Origin of the sequence: Marinibium conchae, assembly GCF_015595035.1 — a bacterium.
Classification (GTDB): Bacteria; Pseudomonadota; Gammaproteobacteria; order Enterobacterales; family Alteromonadaceae; genus Glaciecola.
In genome coordinates, this window is record NZ_JADNRN010000001.1 from 1,348,045 (window position 1) to 1,362,891 (window position 14,847).

General features: G+C 41.2%; 14 protein-coding genes. 6 read left to right on the forward strand and 8 right to left on the reverse strand.

The features are described from left to right. The first annotated feature begins 20 nt into the window (after window positions 1-20). The 6 genes from ISG33_RS05735 (at window position 21) to ISG33_RS05760 (ending at window position 8,089) form a co-directional block, all read left to right on the forward strand. On the forward strand, window positions 21-2,000 hold the full coding sequence (locus ISG33_RS05735) for a PAS domain-containing hybrid sensor histidine kinase/response regulator (RefSeq protein WP_195732547.1): 1,980 nt from the start codon (window positions 21-23) through the stop codon (window positions 1,998-2,000). 21 nt (window positions 2,001-2,021) lie between these two features. Then, complete coding sequence (locus ISG33_RS05740) at window positions 2,022-4,544, forward strand: CheR family methyltransferase (protein ID WP_195732548.1); 2,523 nt, start codon at window positions 2,022-2,024, stop codon at window positions 4,542-4,544. Window positions 4,545-4,592: 48 nt separating this feature from the next. Next, entirely contained in the window at window positions 4,593-5,942 is a 1,350-nt protein-coding gene (locus tag ISG33_RS05745) for an anti-phage deoxyguanosine triphosphatase (RefSeq protein ID WP_195732549.1), read from the forward strand. Between the two features lie 55 nt (window positions 5,943-5,997). Next, window positions 5,998-7,002, forward strand: a complete 1,005-nt coding sequence (gene msrP, locus ISG33_RS05750) for a protein-methionine-sulfoxide reductase catalytic subunit MsrP (protein ID WP_195732550.1) — start codon at window positions 5,998-6,000, stop codon at window positions 7,000-7,002. Window positions 7,003-7,018: 16 nt separating this feature from the next. Further along, window positions 7,019-7,627 (forward strand): protein-methionine-sulfoxide reductase heme-binding subunit MsrQ, encoded by a 609-nt coding sequence (gene msrQ, locus ISG33_RS05755; RefSeq protein ID WP_195732551.1) that lies wholly within the window; start codon window positions 7,019-7,021, stop codon window positions 7,625-7,627. Window positions 7,628-7,705: 78 nt separating this feature from the next. Then, complete coding sequence (locus ISG33_RS05760) at window positions 7,706-8,089, forward strand: hypothetical protein (RefSeq protein ID WP_195732552.1); 384 nt, start codon at window positions 7,706-7,708, stop codon at window positions 8,087-8,089. A 20-nt stretch (window positions 8,090-8,109) separates the two neighbouring features. On the opposite strand, the gene ISG33_RS05765 is transcribed toward ISG33_RS05760, so the two are convergent. From ISG33_RS05765 to acpP, 8 genes are all read right to left on the reverse strand, one after another. Beyond that, on the reverse strand, window positions 8,110-8,763 hold the full coding sequence (locus ISG33_RS05765; RefSeq protein WP_195732553.1) for a pyridoxamine 5'-phosphate oxidase: 654 nt from the start codon (window positions 8,761-8,763) through the stop codon (window positions 8,110-8,112). Between the two features lie 43 nt (window positions 8,764-8,806). Then, the gene (locus ISG33_RS05770) at window positions 8,807-9,580 is read right to left on the reverse strand and encodes a TatD family hydrolase (protein WP_195732554.1); all 774 of its coding nucleotides are present in this window, start codon (window positions 9,578-9,580) and stop codon (window positions 8,807-8,809) included. Between the two features lie 21 nt (window positions 9,581-9,601). After that, window positions 9,602-10,507, reverse strand: a complete 906-nt coding sequence (locus ISG33_RS05775) for a DNA polymerase III subunit (protein ID WP_195732555.1) — start codon at window positions 10,505-10,507, stop codon at window positions 9,602-9,604. Then, a complete protein-coding gene (tmk, locus tag ISG33_RS05780) occupies window positions 10,507-11,157 on the reverse strand; it encodes a dTMP kinase (RefSeq protein WP_195732556.1) in 651 nt (216 codons plus the stop codon). Before tmk ends, ISG33_RS05775 begins: the two co-directional genes overlap by 1 nt. After that, window positions 11,157-12,188 (reverse strand): endolytic transglycosylase MltG, encoded by a 1,032-nt coding sequence (gene mltG / locus ISG33_RS05785; protein ID WP_195732557.1) that lies wholly within the window; start codon window positions 12,186-12,188, stop codon window positions 11,157-11,159. The genes tmk and mltG overlap by 1 nt, the downstream gene beginning before the upstream one ends. Next, entirely contained in the window at window positions 12,185-13,075 is an 891-nt protein-coding gene (gene pabC, locus ISG33_RS05790; RefSeq protein WP_195732558.1) for an aminodeoxychorismate lyase, read from the reverse strand. Before pabC ends, mltG begins: the two co-directional genes overlap by 4 nt. A 149-nt stretch (window positions 13,076-13,224) precedes the next feature. Then, window positions 13,225-14,472, reverse strand: coding sequence for a beta-ketoacyl-ACP synthase II (gene fabF / locus ISG33_RS05795; protein ID WP_195733052.1), 1,248 nt, complete (start codon window positions 14,470-14,472; stop codon window positions 13,225-13,227). Between the two features lie 75 nt (window positions 14,473-14,547). Further along, a complete protein-coding gene (gene acpP / locus ISG33_RS05800; protein ID WP_075609221.1) occupies window positions 14,548-14,787 on the reverse strand; it encodes an acyl carrier protein in 240 nt (79 codons plus the stop codon). Window positions 14,788-14,847 lie beyond the last annotated feature (60 nt).

Genomic DNA, 14,847 nt, shown 5'->3' on the forward strand with positions numbered 1-14,847 from the left:
GTCTAAAGGGAATGAATCACTTGCAATCTTACCCAAAGTCTTCTCAGCAGCATACGTTAACTGAAAAATATACAAGTACCGGCAGTCTGACTTATCACTATGATACTGGTAAAACATGCTTATCTCAGAAGCTCTTTGATATTTTGGAAATAGAGAGAGACATCTCAAGCTCACTTAAGGAATGGGAATTCGATTGTTTTTCAGAACACACTAAACGGCTTCTCAGGACTCGCATTGAAATAGGTGAAACAAAGCTCGAACCTATCGAATTAAAGATAGTAATCAATACACAAGGTGGTAACCAACGTTGGCTGCGTTATTGCTGTGAATTTTTTGAAGAGCCAAGCCAAAGCAGTAGCCATGATAATAAGCTCAGTAATCTTGGTAGTCTTGGCACTCGCATCAACCACAGAATTGCGATTATACAAGACATCAGTGATAGCGTTCAGTCGGCACAGAAAAACCATTATTATCAAGAGCGCATTCAATTAGCCCTGGCAAATACCCAAACCGGCACATGGGATTATAACCTGAACAAAAACGAGCTTTTCTGGGATGACCTAATGTATCGCTTGTTCGACTCATCGCAAGGAAGAAAAAGTATCAAGTTCCACGATTGGGTCAACTTAATCAGCGTTGAGTATCGTGATGTATTTATCGAACAATTCAATGCTGGCATTTCCTGCAAACAAGATGCGCATACTATTGATCTTGTTGTTCGCACTACAGCGAGCAATACACAGGATAAGTTCATCGCTGTTAAGGGGCAGTGTTTTGTTGATGAACTTAATGTAATCAATCGAATAGTAGGTACGTGTATTGATGTGACTGATGCCGAAAAAAACAAAAACAAGGTCGTTGAATTAGCCGCTCTTGCACAGCAAAATCAACGACTGCTAAAAGAAGCGAATGCAACGCGCGAACGATTTATAGCAAATGTCAGTCACGAAGTTCGAACGCCGATGAATGCGGTTATTGGAGCAATACAAATTCTTCAAAGCTACGACTTCAACGATGAGCTTAAAAGCGTTATTGATATGGCCAACAGCTCATCTCATGACTTACTCAATATATTGAACGATGTACTCGATCTTGCAAGAATGGACAGCACTAAACTAGACGTCGAGCAAGTTGACATCAACATTGAAAAGCTCATTCGCGACTGCGTAAATAGTCATCGTAACGATCTGAAACCTGATGTGTCATTGACATTAATAATGGAGAAGAGCCACTGTCAAAATCGCCTGGGTGACCCAGTAAAATTCAATCAGATTATTGATAACCTGATTTCAAATGCAGTGAAATTCACTTTTCAAGGCGAAATATTAGTTAAGGTATCAGGCGATAGTCAGCATGTCACTTTATCTATAGAAGACACAGGAATAGGCATAGCAGAAAGTGCTCAGGACACCATTTTTGATGCATTTCGTCAAGAAGACGAAAGTACAACGAGGCGATATGGCGGCACAGGTCTGGGCTTAGCCATTGTCAAACGACTGACTGCTCATATGCGAGGCACTATTTCCTTGAAATCTCGATTGGGTGAAGGGTCTTGTTTCAAAATTGAGCTACCATTACCAATAGTTGCTGAGCACCTTAACAATCCGTCCTTGTCTTCGTTAAAGCAAATAATTCCTTCTTTGGCTGGAAAAGCGATTCTTGTTGGCACCGATAATAAGGGGCTTAACAACACCCTGTCGCAACTACTAAGTCCGACTGATGCCAGTGTATTTTTCGACATTGATAGCCCCGCGCTTATTCGACGTTTTCGTCAACAAAAACAAATCGAATTTGTCTTGTTAGATGCAGAACTTCCTTTACTTGATACTATGTACATTTGTAATAAACTACGTAGCGATCAGCCTGCTATAAAAATTATGTTGATAAGCAAAGAAGTAGACCTAAATGAACAAAAGCTATACTTTAACGCTGGTATATCGCATATTATAATTAAGCCTTTGAAATTCGATGCCTTTTACAAAGTATTGATGCAATCATAACTAATAATAAGAGAACAAAACATGAGTGATAAACCAGAAGCACAAACTGACCTTGTCGATAGTAGCCCAAGTCACTTAGTCGCACTGGGTGTATCGGCAGGCGGTCTCGAGGCCTTGGAGAACTTTTTTAACGCCTTGGATGATGATTTAGGCTGTGCTTATGTAGTTATTCAACATTTATCGCCTGACTTTAAGAGCATGATGGACCAACTCTTAAAAAAATACACTAACATGCCCATTGTTCAAGCTGAGGAAGGCGACACCATCGAGAAGAATAAGGTTTACCTTGTTCCCGCGGGTACTTTGCTGAGAGTGGTCAACGGAAAAATAAAGCTCACTGACCTCCCCAAAGAAAATCGAATCAATTTACCCATTAACGCAATATTCAGCAATCTTGCGCACGATGCAGAGCTTGCCGTTATTGGTATCATACTATCGGGTACTGGTTCTGATGGTTGTCGTGGAATTGTTGCATTAAAAGAATATGGCGCCATGGTCATTGCTCAAGATCCATCCGAAGCACAGTTTAATGGTATGCCGCAAAATGCAATTAATACCGGTGCGGTCGATTTCGTTTTGAAAACTGAAGAGATGCCCGAGTACATCAAAAACTTCGTGTCTCACCCACTCGCAACGGCAGAGTCAGAAACCTTCAAATATCACTTATCTCAGAACACAGATGTATTACGTAAAATTCTAATTCTTATACAGGATCTAACAGGGCTTGATTTTAAAGCTTATAAAGAATCAACGGTATCCCGTCGAATCAAGCACCGAATGAGCATTAATAATAAAGTCTCACTCAACGATTACTGGGAGTATTTGCGAGAAAACGAATCAGAGATAGAACTTGTTAAACAAGATTTATTAATAGGCGTGACGCGTTTTTTCAGAGACAAAGAAACTTGGGAAGTACTTAAAGAAGACATTATTCGCCCCATGGTCATAGAACGTGACCCTAACGACACCATTCGTATTTGGTGTGCAGGTTGCTCAACAGGTGAAGAAGCTTACACCATGGCGATGTTATTTGATCAAACAATTAAAGAGCTGGGCTTAGCTCGCAAAGTGAAAGTATTTGCCAGCGACATAGACCAAAGCTCGATAAGCTATGCCGGCAATGGTATTTATCCCAATAGTATCTCTGATGAAGTACCGCATACGCTGCTTTCAAGCTACTTTAATCAAATGGCCGACGGCGAATATCAAGTTAATAAAGAACTTCGAAGCTTAGTTGTGTTCGCAACGCACAACGTTATTCAAGATCCGCCATTTTCTAATATGGATATTGTTAGTTGCAGAAACTGCCTAATTTATCTGCAGCAACCTGCGCAACAAAAAGCCATGGCATTTTTCCACTTTTCACTCAAAAAGAATGGCTTCATGATACTTGGCAGCAGTGAATCGCCAGGTAAGTTTGCAAACTATTTCCCGCCGGTGAATTCGCAAAAACGTATTTATCAGAAAACTCAAGATATCCGTATTCCGATATCGACAATATCAGGGCAAGGTTTAAGGCGCTCGGGCTATGAATTGAAATCGATTCCTCAGTTTGTTGAGCGTGTTAATAAAAAGATGCACAAACCTAAAGGACAGTCTTTTGGTTTATCGGTTTTGCAAGAGCGCTATATTCCCCCAACTTTCATTCTCAATAGCAAGTTGCAGGTCATCTACACCTATGGCGACACATCGCTGTTCACGCAGAAACTAAAACAAGGGGAAGTTACCAACGATATTGCTGAAATCATTCGCAAAGAACTATGCAGTAGCGTTTTATCAGGTGCTCATGAGTGTTTGAGAGGACAAGAAAATGTCGTCCTTGAAAGAGTTTTCGAAGATGAAGAAACGAAACAACAATGGGCAATAGAGTGTCACAGCTTTAGCGAGGAAGACGAACCAGACCGCTTGCTCTCCCTAAGTTTTGTAAAAGAAATCGATAAATCATCTGAATCTAACATGAAGGTGTACACCCCTGAAGAACAAACTCAACAGCGTATTATTGAGCTTGAGACCGCGTATGTAGAGTGTCAGCGCATGTACAGAGAAGCTTTAGAGGACCTCGATTCTACCAGTGAAGAATTACAATCGAGTAACGAAGAGCTCATGGCAGCGAATGAAGAACTGCAATCAACCAACGAAGAACTGCAGTCAGTAAACGAAGAACTTTACACGGTAAACAGCGAGTATCAACAAAAAATTCTCGAGTTAACCGACACCAATAACGACCTAGAGAACTTACTGAATGCGACTGATATGGCAGTTCTGTTTTTAGACTCCGATCTCAATATTCGTCGCTACACTCGCCCTATTCGTAAATTCATTAATATTATGGATTTCGATCTCAACCGCCCATTTGAAGATTTGTCATTAAAATTCAAAATGGAAGACATGCAGGACTTGGTCAAGAAAGCTAATTTGAAGGGTGAAGGTTTCCAACGTAACATCAATTATGACGGTAAAGAACTTAGTGTCAGTATTGGTCCCTACGTGGGTGGTAAAGAAAATCAAGGCGTTGTTTTATCTATTCTTGAATCGGATTCCTAATGACGACAACCATCAGATTTCGTTGTTTGCACTATAAAGAGATTACTATTGACCAACAGTAGCGATTGGACAAGCAGAAGACATCAACGAGGTGTTAAGCGTGATGGCGACCATCGCTCTGCATTTCAGAGAGATAAAGCTAGAGTTATGCACTCTGCTGCGTTTCGGCGTCTGCAGGCGAAAACACAAGTGTTGGGTATTGGTATCAGTGATTTCTACCGAACTCGCCTGACCCATTCTCTTGAAGCGGCGCAGATCGGCACCGGTATCGCAGCGCAAATTTCAATCAAACAGAATGAGTTAGCCAAACACCTGGCTATTGACGAACACCTTATTGAAAGCCTCTGCCTTGCACATGATATAGGTCACCCACCTTTTGGTCATGGTGGTGAGGTCGCTTTGCATTACATGATGAGCGAATTCGGTGGCTTTGAAGGAAACGGGCAAACCTTTCGTATTCTTACCAAACTTGAAACCTATTCAGAAAACGATGGCATGAACTTGGCTCGTCGTACCTTACTAGGGCTTATAAAGTACCCTAATTACATCGACACCCTAAAGAACCCAGATTTAGAAATCTCTAAACCACACAGTCATCGCTTAGTTAAGTCTAAGCACTGGCATCCTCCAAAGGGACTATTTAGCTGCGATAAAGACGCGTTTGACTGGGTAATGCAACCCTTAAGCAGTAAAGACAAAGTACAATTTTCAGCATATGATGCTGTGGTTAATAGCCACAATAGAACACGTTATAAGTCGATCGATTGCTCTATTATGGAGTTGGCCGACGACATCGCCTATGCTATTCACGATCTAGAAGACGCGATTGTCATGCATATGGTTACGCGTAGCTCTTTTGAAGCGGAAGTGGTTAGCCATATTAAAACGCTAGGTATCAATGGTTTATCAAATAAAGTCGACGAATATACAGACAGACTGTTCAGCGGTTTACCCTACCAACGGAAAAATGCCATTGGAGCTTTAGTCAATGTATTTATCACTTCCATAAGTATTGAAAAGCTGGGTTTGTTTGATAACGATATACTCGATTATAATGTTACCTTCCCTGCTTCATATGCAAAAGCCCTTGGATTATTCAAACTTTTTGTTTACAACTTCGTTATCAGAAAACCCGAATTGCAGTTATTGGAGTATAAAGGACAACAGATTGTGATGGAGTTGTTTGAAGCTTTTTATTCTGAGCCTGAGCGTCTATTACCCAGCAACACTTCCGCAAGATGGAAGCTGGCCGGTCAAGATCCAACCAGTGATAAGTTTGCACAACATCGGGTAATTGCCGACTACATTTCAGGAATGACGGACGAATATGCAACGCGCTTATACAATCATTTGTTTTTGCCCAAATCTAATGCTGTTACAGACTCTTTAACACCTTAAATTGAAAGATTTATTTATAGTTTAGGGTCTTATACAAAAACGTGAAGGCCCTAAAATGATATTTAAGTTTAAAAACGCACGACAAGAGACAGAAAACCAAGTAACTGATGAATCCGTTTACAGGCAGCGCAGAGAGCTACTCAAGAAAATGGGCTACTTTGGAGCAGGATCCCTTCTTGCTAGCTCTGCGGCAAATGCAGGGCCACTTGATTGGTTTTCAAGCGACGACGAAGTCATTTTTAAAACCAAAGCACTCACCTTTAGCAAGCAAACTGACGATACTCAGAAACAAACACCTGTAGAGAAAGCAACAAGCTATAATAACTTCTTCGAATTTGGCACTGGTAAAAGCGATCCGGTAAAAAATGCGCAGGAGTTCAACGTTGACCCTTGGTCACTAAGTATAGGTGGCCTGGTGGAAAAGCCTATTACCCTCGGCTTAGATGATCTGTATTCTTCATTCGAACTAGAAGAGCGTATTTATAGGTTACGGTGTGTTGAAGCGTGGTCGATGGTGATTCCGTGGATTGGCTTTTCACTCGCTAGCCTACTTAAAAAAGTACAACCATTGAGTTCCGCGAAATATGTTGCTTTTGAAACGCTCTACGATCCGAAGCAAATGCCTGGCCAAAGAAATCGATTTGTAGGTGGTGGCGTCGACTATCCATATGTAGAAGGCCTAAGAATAGATGAAGCAATGCACAAGCTAACGATGTTAAGTGTTGGTATGTATGGCAACACACTACCGCCACAAAACGGCGCACCTGTGCGCTTGGTCGTGCCTTGGAAATATGGTTTCAAGAGCATAAAGTCAATTGTCAAAATTACCTTAACCGACAAAATGCCGCCAACGACATGGAATATATTAGCACCTAATGAATACGGCTTTTATGCAAACGTTAATCCGGCTGTGGATCATCCGCGTTGGTCGCAAGCTCGAGAAAGACGTATTACAACGGGTGGCCTGTTAGCGCAAAATAGGATCGATACGCTTCCTTTTAACGGTTACGATGACGTTGCACGGCTATATAAAGGCATGAATTTGAAGAAATTTTATTAGCAAGATGATGTTGTTAATGTCGCCACGTAAGCCTATTCGAGTGCCTCGCTATCTCTTTATTGCTTGCCATTTAGCAGTCCACCTTGCGCCTACAATTTGGTTAAGTGTGATTTTTTATCTTGGCCTTCAAGACGAGCTTGGAGGCGATCCAGTGCAATATCTGCTTGATTTCACAGGTATTGGCGCATTGAACCTACTTGTTGCAAGTTTGTCGGTGAGCCTTCTTGCACAGCATTTCAAATTTGCTCAACTAATGAAGCTCCGTCGCCCTATCGGACTTTATTCAGCTTTCTATGCCTTTGCACATTTCACCGTCTATATTGCGTTTGAATTACAGTTTGAATTCAACATGTTAGTTAGCGAAATAATTAAACGCCCGTATATAACAATTGGTTTCGTGGCATTGCTTATATTGGGCTTACTGAGTATTACGTCACTTTCTTGGATTAAAAAAAGTATGGGGCGAAAATGGTTTTCACTTCACAAACTCTCTTATCTTGCAGTGTTACTTGCGGGTTTTCATTACCTATGGCTCATTAAGTCGGGGTGGTACGAACCCGTGATTTATTTGGTTATTGCCGGCATATTGCTTTTTATGAAGAGAGAAAAATTAAGAAAATTATAAAATAAAGCTTGCATGTTTATTTATACAGTACTACTGTATATCCATACAACATGGATATACCAACAGCTCAGGTGCTTTATGAATTTACACAAACAACACTTTCTCAGCAAATATTCGAAAAACCGATTGACTGATAGCGCTTCAATTCACAGCCCCGAAAATACAACTCTTGCCCTACCAAACACTTCAAAACGCTGGACGGCACTAGTGTCTACTAGCTCAAAAATGCTATCAACTACACAGGCAATATTGCACGTTAGACCTGACATTAAGCACACGGCCTTCGATATTATCGAGCGCTTATTGTTTTCGAAAAACTGCGCACTTATCCATACGACTGAATATTTATCGTTAAGTCAAATTGAAAGACTTCTGCAAATGGCAAGCTTCAGCGGAACCGAGCTTGTATTCATAGGAAGTATTGAAGAGTTTAATAATTTACAACAACGTCAACTCGCTTAATGAGCAAGAAGCTTTGTTGCCTAAGAAAAGATTCGAGTTTCCTCCCAATTGTCTGAGAGAGCCGATGATACTCGAAGGTGTGGTGTTTCTCTTAAATTTAAATAATCGACTTCATAGGGCCTGAAAATGACAAGCACAAAATTATCACTTATAAAACGCTCTGTCTTTTCGCTAATATTCTTGTCGGTTTTACTGTCTATTGACGCAGTTCTCACATCATTTCTTTGATTGTCTTGGCTCGGCTTTGTCTCAGCAAACGGCGTTCCAGGCGCCTCCGCAAAGAACGACGATTGCGCATTTTCTGACAAATTTGCCCAGCTTTGCTCTAACAGTTTTTGGTATTCTACTTCAGTGACTGATTTATCTACTAAAGTGAGTTCACCAGCAATTCGGTATTGTTCTCGGGTTTTTGCGAAATACCAACATATCTCGTATTGCTTATTTGAAAATCTATCGTTCGTCCAATCACTTATCTTCTTACTTCTTTTGTCGGTAACTGAGAGTAAATTATCAGTACCGTTGGCAAAGCCTCGAAACACCATAGTCCGATTGCTAGGTTTACCTGAAACACTGCAGGAAGCGACTTGATAATACTTTGACTGTGCTTGACTTCGATTTACATGAAGGCTTCTCACCAAACGCTGCCGCCAACTGGGAAATATTTGTTGGTTCATCAGTTTTACCTTCTTATCATTTTTTGACTTAACAAAGCACTTACTAAACTCGCTTAACTTGAGAGAAGAGCTTGTAAAAGTTATCAGTGGTAGCTTTTGCTAGTTCACTAACCGATATTCCTTTTAACTCTGATATGAAGTAAGCCACATCAACGACATTCGCTGGCTCATTTTCCTTTCCGCGATGAGGCACAGGCGCCAGCCAAGGGCTGTCAGTTTCAATTAGCAAGCGCTCTAAAGGCAAGAGCTTCACAGTTTCCTGAAGCTCTTTTGCCGAAGCAAAAGTGACAATGCCCGAAATACTGATGTAAAAACCCAGTGAAATAGCTTCCTTTGCCATTTCCAGTGACTCTGTGAAGCAATGCAATACCCCATTCGTTGTTTCATTCTTATATTGTTTGAGTAACGAAATGGTATCCTCGCGAGCATCTCTAGTGTGTATAATAAGCGGCTTATTCACTTCATTTGCGACTTTAATGTGGTCTATGAAAGAATTTTTTTGTATGTCTTTTGTTTCCGCACTATAAAAATAATCTAAACCGGTCTCGCCCACCGCGACTACATCATCTCGCTTAGCGTGCTCTAATAAGGTGTCATAATCTGTCACATCTTCATTATGCAGAGGATGCACGCCGCAAGATAAAGAAACATTATCGAAGCCTGCTACTGCCTTGCGCATCGATTCAAACTCTTTAACAGACACAGCCACACATAGCATATGCTCTACTTTTCTATCTTGCGCTTTACCGACAACCTGAAGTAACTCGTTATCAGTTTTCTTTAAACGGTCTAAATGACAATGAGAATCTACAAACAATGAATTACCCTACTATTAATATTAAACTCGAGAGAACAGCGCCTCTATCAGCACCACTTTGTTTAGGCCAAGATGGCCCATTAGCTTACTTTTTTCAATACAGTCGATGTAGCTCTTATAATCCATTTCATCACTGCTATCTTTATACTTGCGCATAAAGTACTGCCCTAGCCATTGCAAGGCACGTGGTGAATCCTCTTTCCATTTTTGCGCTACTCGCAAACTGTCGCTAGCGCGAGACTCAAGTGCGCTTATATCAGTGATAAAGTCTTGGTATGTGAGGCTGTCCTCATTATTTAGCTGTTCAAGATAGCGCAAAGGTGAATGACCACAGGCCTGAAGTTCGTCTTCAGTAGCGATAAGCGCACCTTTACTCTTCAACCACGCAACACTTTCTTCATAACGTGGATGAGTAATGGCAATTTTTTCACAACGGCTAAGTACTGTAGCTAATAGCTTTTGAGGCTCGTTGGAGGTTAATAATAAATAGGTATTTTGCGTTGGCTCTTCAAGAGTTTTAAGTAGGGAATTACTCGCCGATTCAGACATTAACTCTATGTTTGGGATCACCAGTACTTTATTGCCACCTAGTTGAGAAGTTTGGGTTAATTTACTAATCGCAGAACGAATCAAGTCAATGCCTATTTGAGACTTTTCACTAAGCACTATATTAAGATCTGGATGAGATTTAGCAGCAATTAATTGACAAGACTTACAATTTCCGCACGCCTCATCATTATTTACAGGATCTAAAAAACCACTTTGTTGGTTTGAGCCACTGCTACACAAGAGCTTTGCTGCAAGAGATTGACACAGTTCTGTTTTGCCAAGTTTACCTGGGCCCATAAATAGCAAACCATGATGCAGTTGGCCTTCTTCAAAGCGCTTAACTAAGCCTGAAAAAGTTGTCGATAACCACGGATACATTAGCCCATACCTACTTTAATATCTGCCTGTGTGCGCGCATACCACTCATTCAACTTCTCAATTAAATCAGACTGCACTTTATCCATGGTTTGCATCGCATTTATCTCAATGGCATTCGAATGTGTTGCCACTAACTCTTTATAGGAAGTTCTTGCACGCTCGAAAAATCCAAGACCGGCAAGCTCAATTCGATCAAGCTCTCCGCGCCCTCTAGCTCTTTGAAGACCAATGCTTGGTTCAACATCTAAGTATATACTCAAATCCGGAGTAAAATTACCCAATGTCATCGACCTGAGTGCCCCTAGTTTTTCTAATTGTATTCCTCTCCCACCGCCTTGATAAGCAATGGTTGACCAATCATGTCTATCACCAATCACCCACGTACCACTTTCAAGTGCTGGCTTGATAACATTTTCTACAAGCTGACTTCTGGCTGCGTACATCAGTAGTAGCTCGGTTTCTTCAGTCACTCTCTCATTCCAATCATGTTTTACGCATTCCCTAATTGCTTCTGACATAGGGGTACCACCAGGTTCACGAGTACAAATAACGTCGTGCCCTTTATTCGCAATAAAAGATGTTAATTGTGAAATAGCAGAGCTCTTACCTGCGCCTTCTAAGCCTTCAATAACAATAAATGATGGGCTCATTATTTCCCTTTTTTTAGTTGATATTTTCGAACCGCAGCGTTGTGCTCACTGAGCGTTTCTGAAAAGTGATGAGTGCCGTCGCCTTTAGCAACAAAATAGATTGCGTCAGTCAATTCCGGTTGCGCCGCAGCTAGTAATGATGCTTCACCAGCCATTGCAATAGGAGTAATAGGTAAGCCCCTGATAACATAGGTGTTATAAGGGGTTTTCTCTCTTAAATGCTTACGCGTTATATTACCATCAAAGTCTTTAATGCCGTAAATGACCGTTGGATCTGTTTGCAAACGCATATTTTTAGCCAAGCGGTTATCGAAAACTCCTGAGATAATGCCTCTTTCACTTTCTACCGCAGTCTCTTTCTCTATAATCGATGCCATTATAAGCAGTTCATAAGGCGTTTTGTACGCCGTATCCAAGAAGCGTTTTGACCATATCCGTTCAAGTTTATCGGCCATTGCTAAATAGGCACGTTCAAGAATCATCGACGCTTTTGTGTTTTTTTCAAAAAAATAGGTATCTGCTAACAAGCAGCCCTCAAGCGAACTATAGGTGTTTTTACAAAAGCTGTTAATGTTTACCAAACGCTCATAAAGCGCCTTTATCTCTTGTGCTTCAACGATATCAGATATGATGTTTGGGTTGCCTTGCAGTGTTTGCATCCATTGTTTAAAAGTTAATCCTTCAATCAATGAAATCGAAAACTGCTTAACCTTTGCAGTGCTGATATCCCTCATTATGTTACTTAAACTTGAGCCTGATTCGAAGGAATAGAAGCCTTTCTTGACAGCAATATATTCGGGGTGCAGTTTTAACCATAATTTTGCTACAAGCGGACGATTGATAAGGCCTTGTTGTTCAAGGCTGCTGAGCACTGCATTCGCAGAGCTACCCTTCTCGATCTCAAAACCAGTCAAGGTTTTGTCCAATATTGTATTTTCACCATACTCAGCTACATACTGAAATGCCAAGATGAGACCAACAAATCCTACAAGGAGAAACACTCCGATTGAATATACCCGTTTACTATTCATTTTTGCTCCGAGCGATAATTAATAACTTCTTGTTGCAGAGCATTATTGATTATTCCCTTCATGACGATGGTGGCAGCATAGTTAAGCGTCAGACTATCTTTGCCAAGCTCAATAGTTTTGATCGGCGATATGCCAAGTAATGCATTACAACAAAACGCCTCTGACACAGATGATAGGTCGTCTTGTGTTACCCTTGCGATTTGATAAGCGATGCCTGATGTCTCCATATAATGCAAAACAAATTCACGCATTACACCCGCAACACCACAGGTACTTAAATCAGGAGTGTACCAAGTATCACCTCTTTTTAGGAAGATATTTGACGCGGTACACTCAATAAGACAACCACTCGTGCTACTGAGCAGCAAATCGTCTATCTTCGGGTAGTCTTTCAGTTCAAGCTTAGCAAGCACCTGCTCTAATCTATTTTTGTGCTTAATGCCCGCTAGAAGCGGTTGCTCTGCTAATTCAACACTTGTACAAAGCGCAATATTTAGGCCTTCAGGTACTGGGGTAGCCAATGTATGAGTACTAACAAAAATGATCGGATTACTGTTTTTATCGGGTGTATAACCTCTGCCACCTTCGCCTCGCGAAATAGAAATTTTTACAACCTTTCTTGATAATTCGTTAGTTGGAATAGCACCTATATTGTGAGCCTCTATGTGTTCAATAAGCAATAAAAAGTCTGTTAGCGCTATGTTTAGCGTTGAATTAAAAATACCTAAACGTTGGCTATCGTTGAATAGCCTACGAGCATGAAAGCTTTTCAGGGATATAAATTCGCCCATCTTTAGCATTGTGGTAAAGCAACCATCACCATAATTGAACGAGCGATCGTCACTAGTTGGTTGCTTTTGGCTTATGTAAGGTAACAGTTTGCTCATGTAGGCTTGAAGAAACTTATTAATATAATTCTCATAGTCATAGTGTAAATTCTTACATAAAAAAAGCCACTAAAAGTGGCTTTATAATTACCTCGCAAATGACCCTTCATGAAAATATCAAACCGGTCGAGCTTGTCATGTATGTCGCTTTAACTTTGCTTCCATTTTTTGAACAACAAAGAACCATTTGTTCCTCCGAAGCCAAACGAGTTACATAAGGCGTAGTCTTCTTTAAAAGATGCCGCAGTATGAGCAACGAAGTCTAGGTCGCAACCGTCACTTGGTTCATCTAAATTAATCGTGGGTGGTGCTATTTCATCACGTAAGGCAAGTATCGTAAATATGGCTTCTACCGAGCCCGCTGCGCCAAGTAAATGCCCAGTCATTGACTTAGTTGAACTCACTTTAACGCGTTTTGCCGCATCACCAAAAATTGACTTTACAGCGCTGACTTCTGCAACATCACCTGCTGGCGTTGATGTGCCATGAGCATTCACATACCCGACATCGGCAGGTGCAACCTTAGCATCCTTTAAGGCATTTTTCATTGCGTTGGCTGCCCCTTCTCCATTCTCAGGTGGAGAGGTCATGTGGTAAGCATCACCGCTCATGCCAAAACCAACGAGCTCAGCGTAAATTTTAGCCCCGCGTGCCTTTGCATGCTCATATTCTTCAAGCATGACTACTCCTGCGCCCTCGCCCATCACAAAGCCATCGCGGGCTTTATCCCATGGTCGACTCGCTTGCTGTGGAGAATCGTTATTTGTTGATAATGCTCTAGCAGCGCCAAAACCTGCAATAGATAGGGGCGTTATGGCGGCTTCAGCACCGCCGGCTAACATACCATCGGCGTCGCCATAAGCAATTGTTCTCGCGGCTATTCCGATATTGTGAACACCAGTGGTGCAAGCCGTAACAACATTTAAATTAGGGCCTTTCAAGCCTTCCATAATGGAAATAAAGCCAGAAATCATATTTGTAATGGTCGAGGGCACAAAGAAGGGTGATACTCTGCGCGGGCCGCTATTAATAAGCTTTGAATGATTTTCTTCAATCAGCTCTAAACCACCAATACCTGAGCCAATAGACACGCCAATTCTGTCAGCATCTAACTCAGCTATATTAATGTTGGCATCTCGCAAAGCTTGAAGCCCTGCGACTATTCCAAATTGAATAAAGCGGTCCATTTTTTTCGTTTCTTTTCGAGGAATAAATGCTTCGGGATCAAAGTTGTCAACTTCACCAGCAAAGCGCGTTGAAAACGCTGAAGCATCGAAACGTGTAATATCAGAAATACCGCTCTTTCCTGCTAAAATATTGGCCCAAGTAGAGTCAACATCATTACCAAGTGGGGATAGCATTCCAAGCCCTGTAACTACCACGCGACGTTTAGCCACCATAGCCTCCATACAAATATTTAGGTCCAGAAATGAAAAAACGGCTCATATAGAGCCGTTTTTCATAAATGTATCTTACGCGTCTTTATTAGCGTTGATATAGTCAACAGCCGACTGAACAGTAGTAATTTTCTCTGCTTCTTCGTCTGGGATTTCTGTATCAAACTCTTCTTCCAAAGCCATTACTAGCTCAACGGTGTCTAAAGAATCTGCACCTAAATCATCTACAAAAGAGGCTTCAGATTTTACTTCTTCTTCTTTTACGCCTAGTTGCTCAACGATGATTTTTTTTACGCGTTCTTCAATGTTACTCATAATTTCAGGTTTCCTTTACGTACCTTATAAAAATTTCTGCAGTAGTTTATTTCCCTACCC

Excerpts from the sequence above, each read along its gene's own strand:
- ISG33_RS05740 (WP_195732548.1), top strand. The coding sequence starts at position 2,022 with ATGAGTGATAAACCAGAAGCACAAACTGACCTTGTCGATAGTAGCCCA.
- msrP (WP_195732550.1), top strand. The coding sequence starts at position 5,998 with ATGATATTTAAGTTTAAAAACGCACGACAAGAGACAGAAAACCAAGTA.
- msrQ (WP_195732551.1), top strand. The coding sequence starts at position 7,019 with ATGTCGCCACGTAAGCCTATTCGAGTGCCTCGCTATCTCTTTATTGCT.
- ISG33_RS05760 (WP_195732552.1), top strand. The coding sequence starts at position 7,706 with ATGAATTTACACAAACAACACTTTCTCAGCAAATATTCGAAAAACCGA.
- ISG33_RS05765 (WP_195732553.1), bottom strand. The coding sequence starts at position 8,763 with ATGAACCAACAAATATTTCCCAGTTGGCGGCAGCGTTTGGTGAGAAGC.
- ISG33_RS05775 (WP_195732555.1), bottom strand. The coding sequence starts at position 10,507 with ATGTATCCGTGGTTATCGACAACTTTTTCAGGCTTAGTTAAGCGCTTT.
- tmk (WP_195732556.1), bottom strand. The coding sequence starts at position 11,157 with ATGAGCCCATCATTTATTGTTATTGAAGGCTTAGAAGGCGCAGGTAAG.
- mltG (WP_195732557.1), bottom strand. The coding sequence starts at position 12,188 with ATGAATAGTAAACGGGTATATTCAATCGGAGTGTTTCTCCTTGTAGGA.
- pabC (WP_195732558.1), bottom strand. The coding sequence starts at position 13,075 with ATGAGCAAACTGTTACCTTACATAAGCCAAAAGCAACCAACTAGTGAC.
- acpP (WP_075609221.1), bottom strand. The coding sequence starts at position 14,787 with ATGAGTAACATTGAAGAACGCGTAAAAAAAATCATCGTTGAGCAACTA.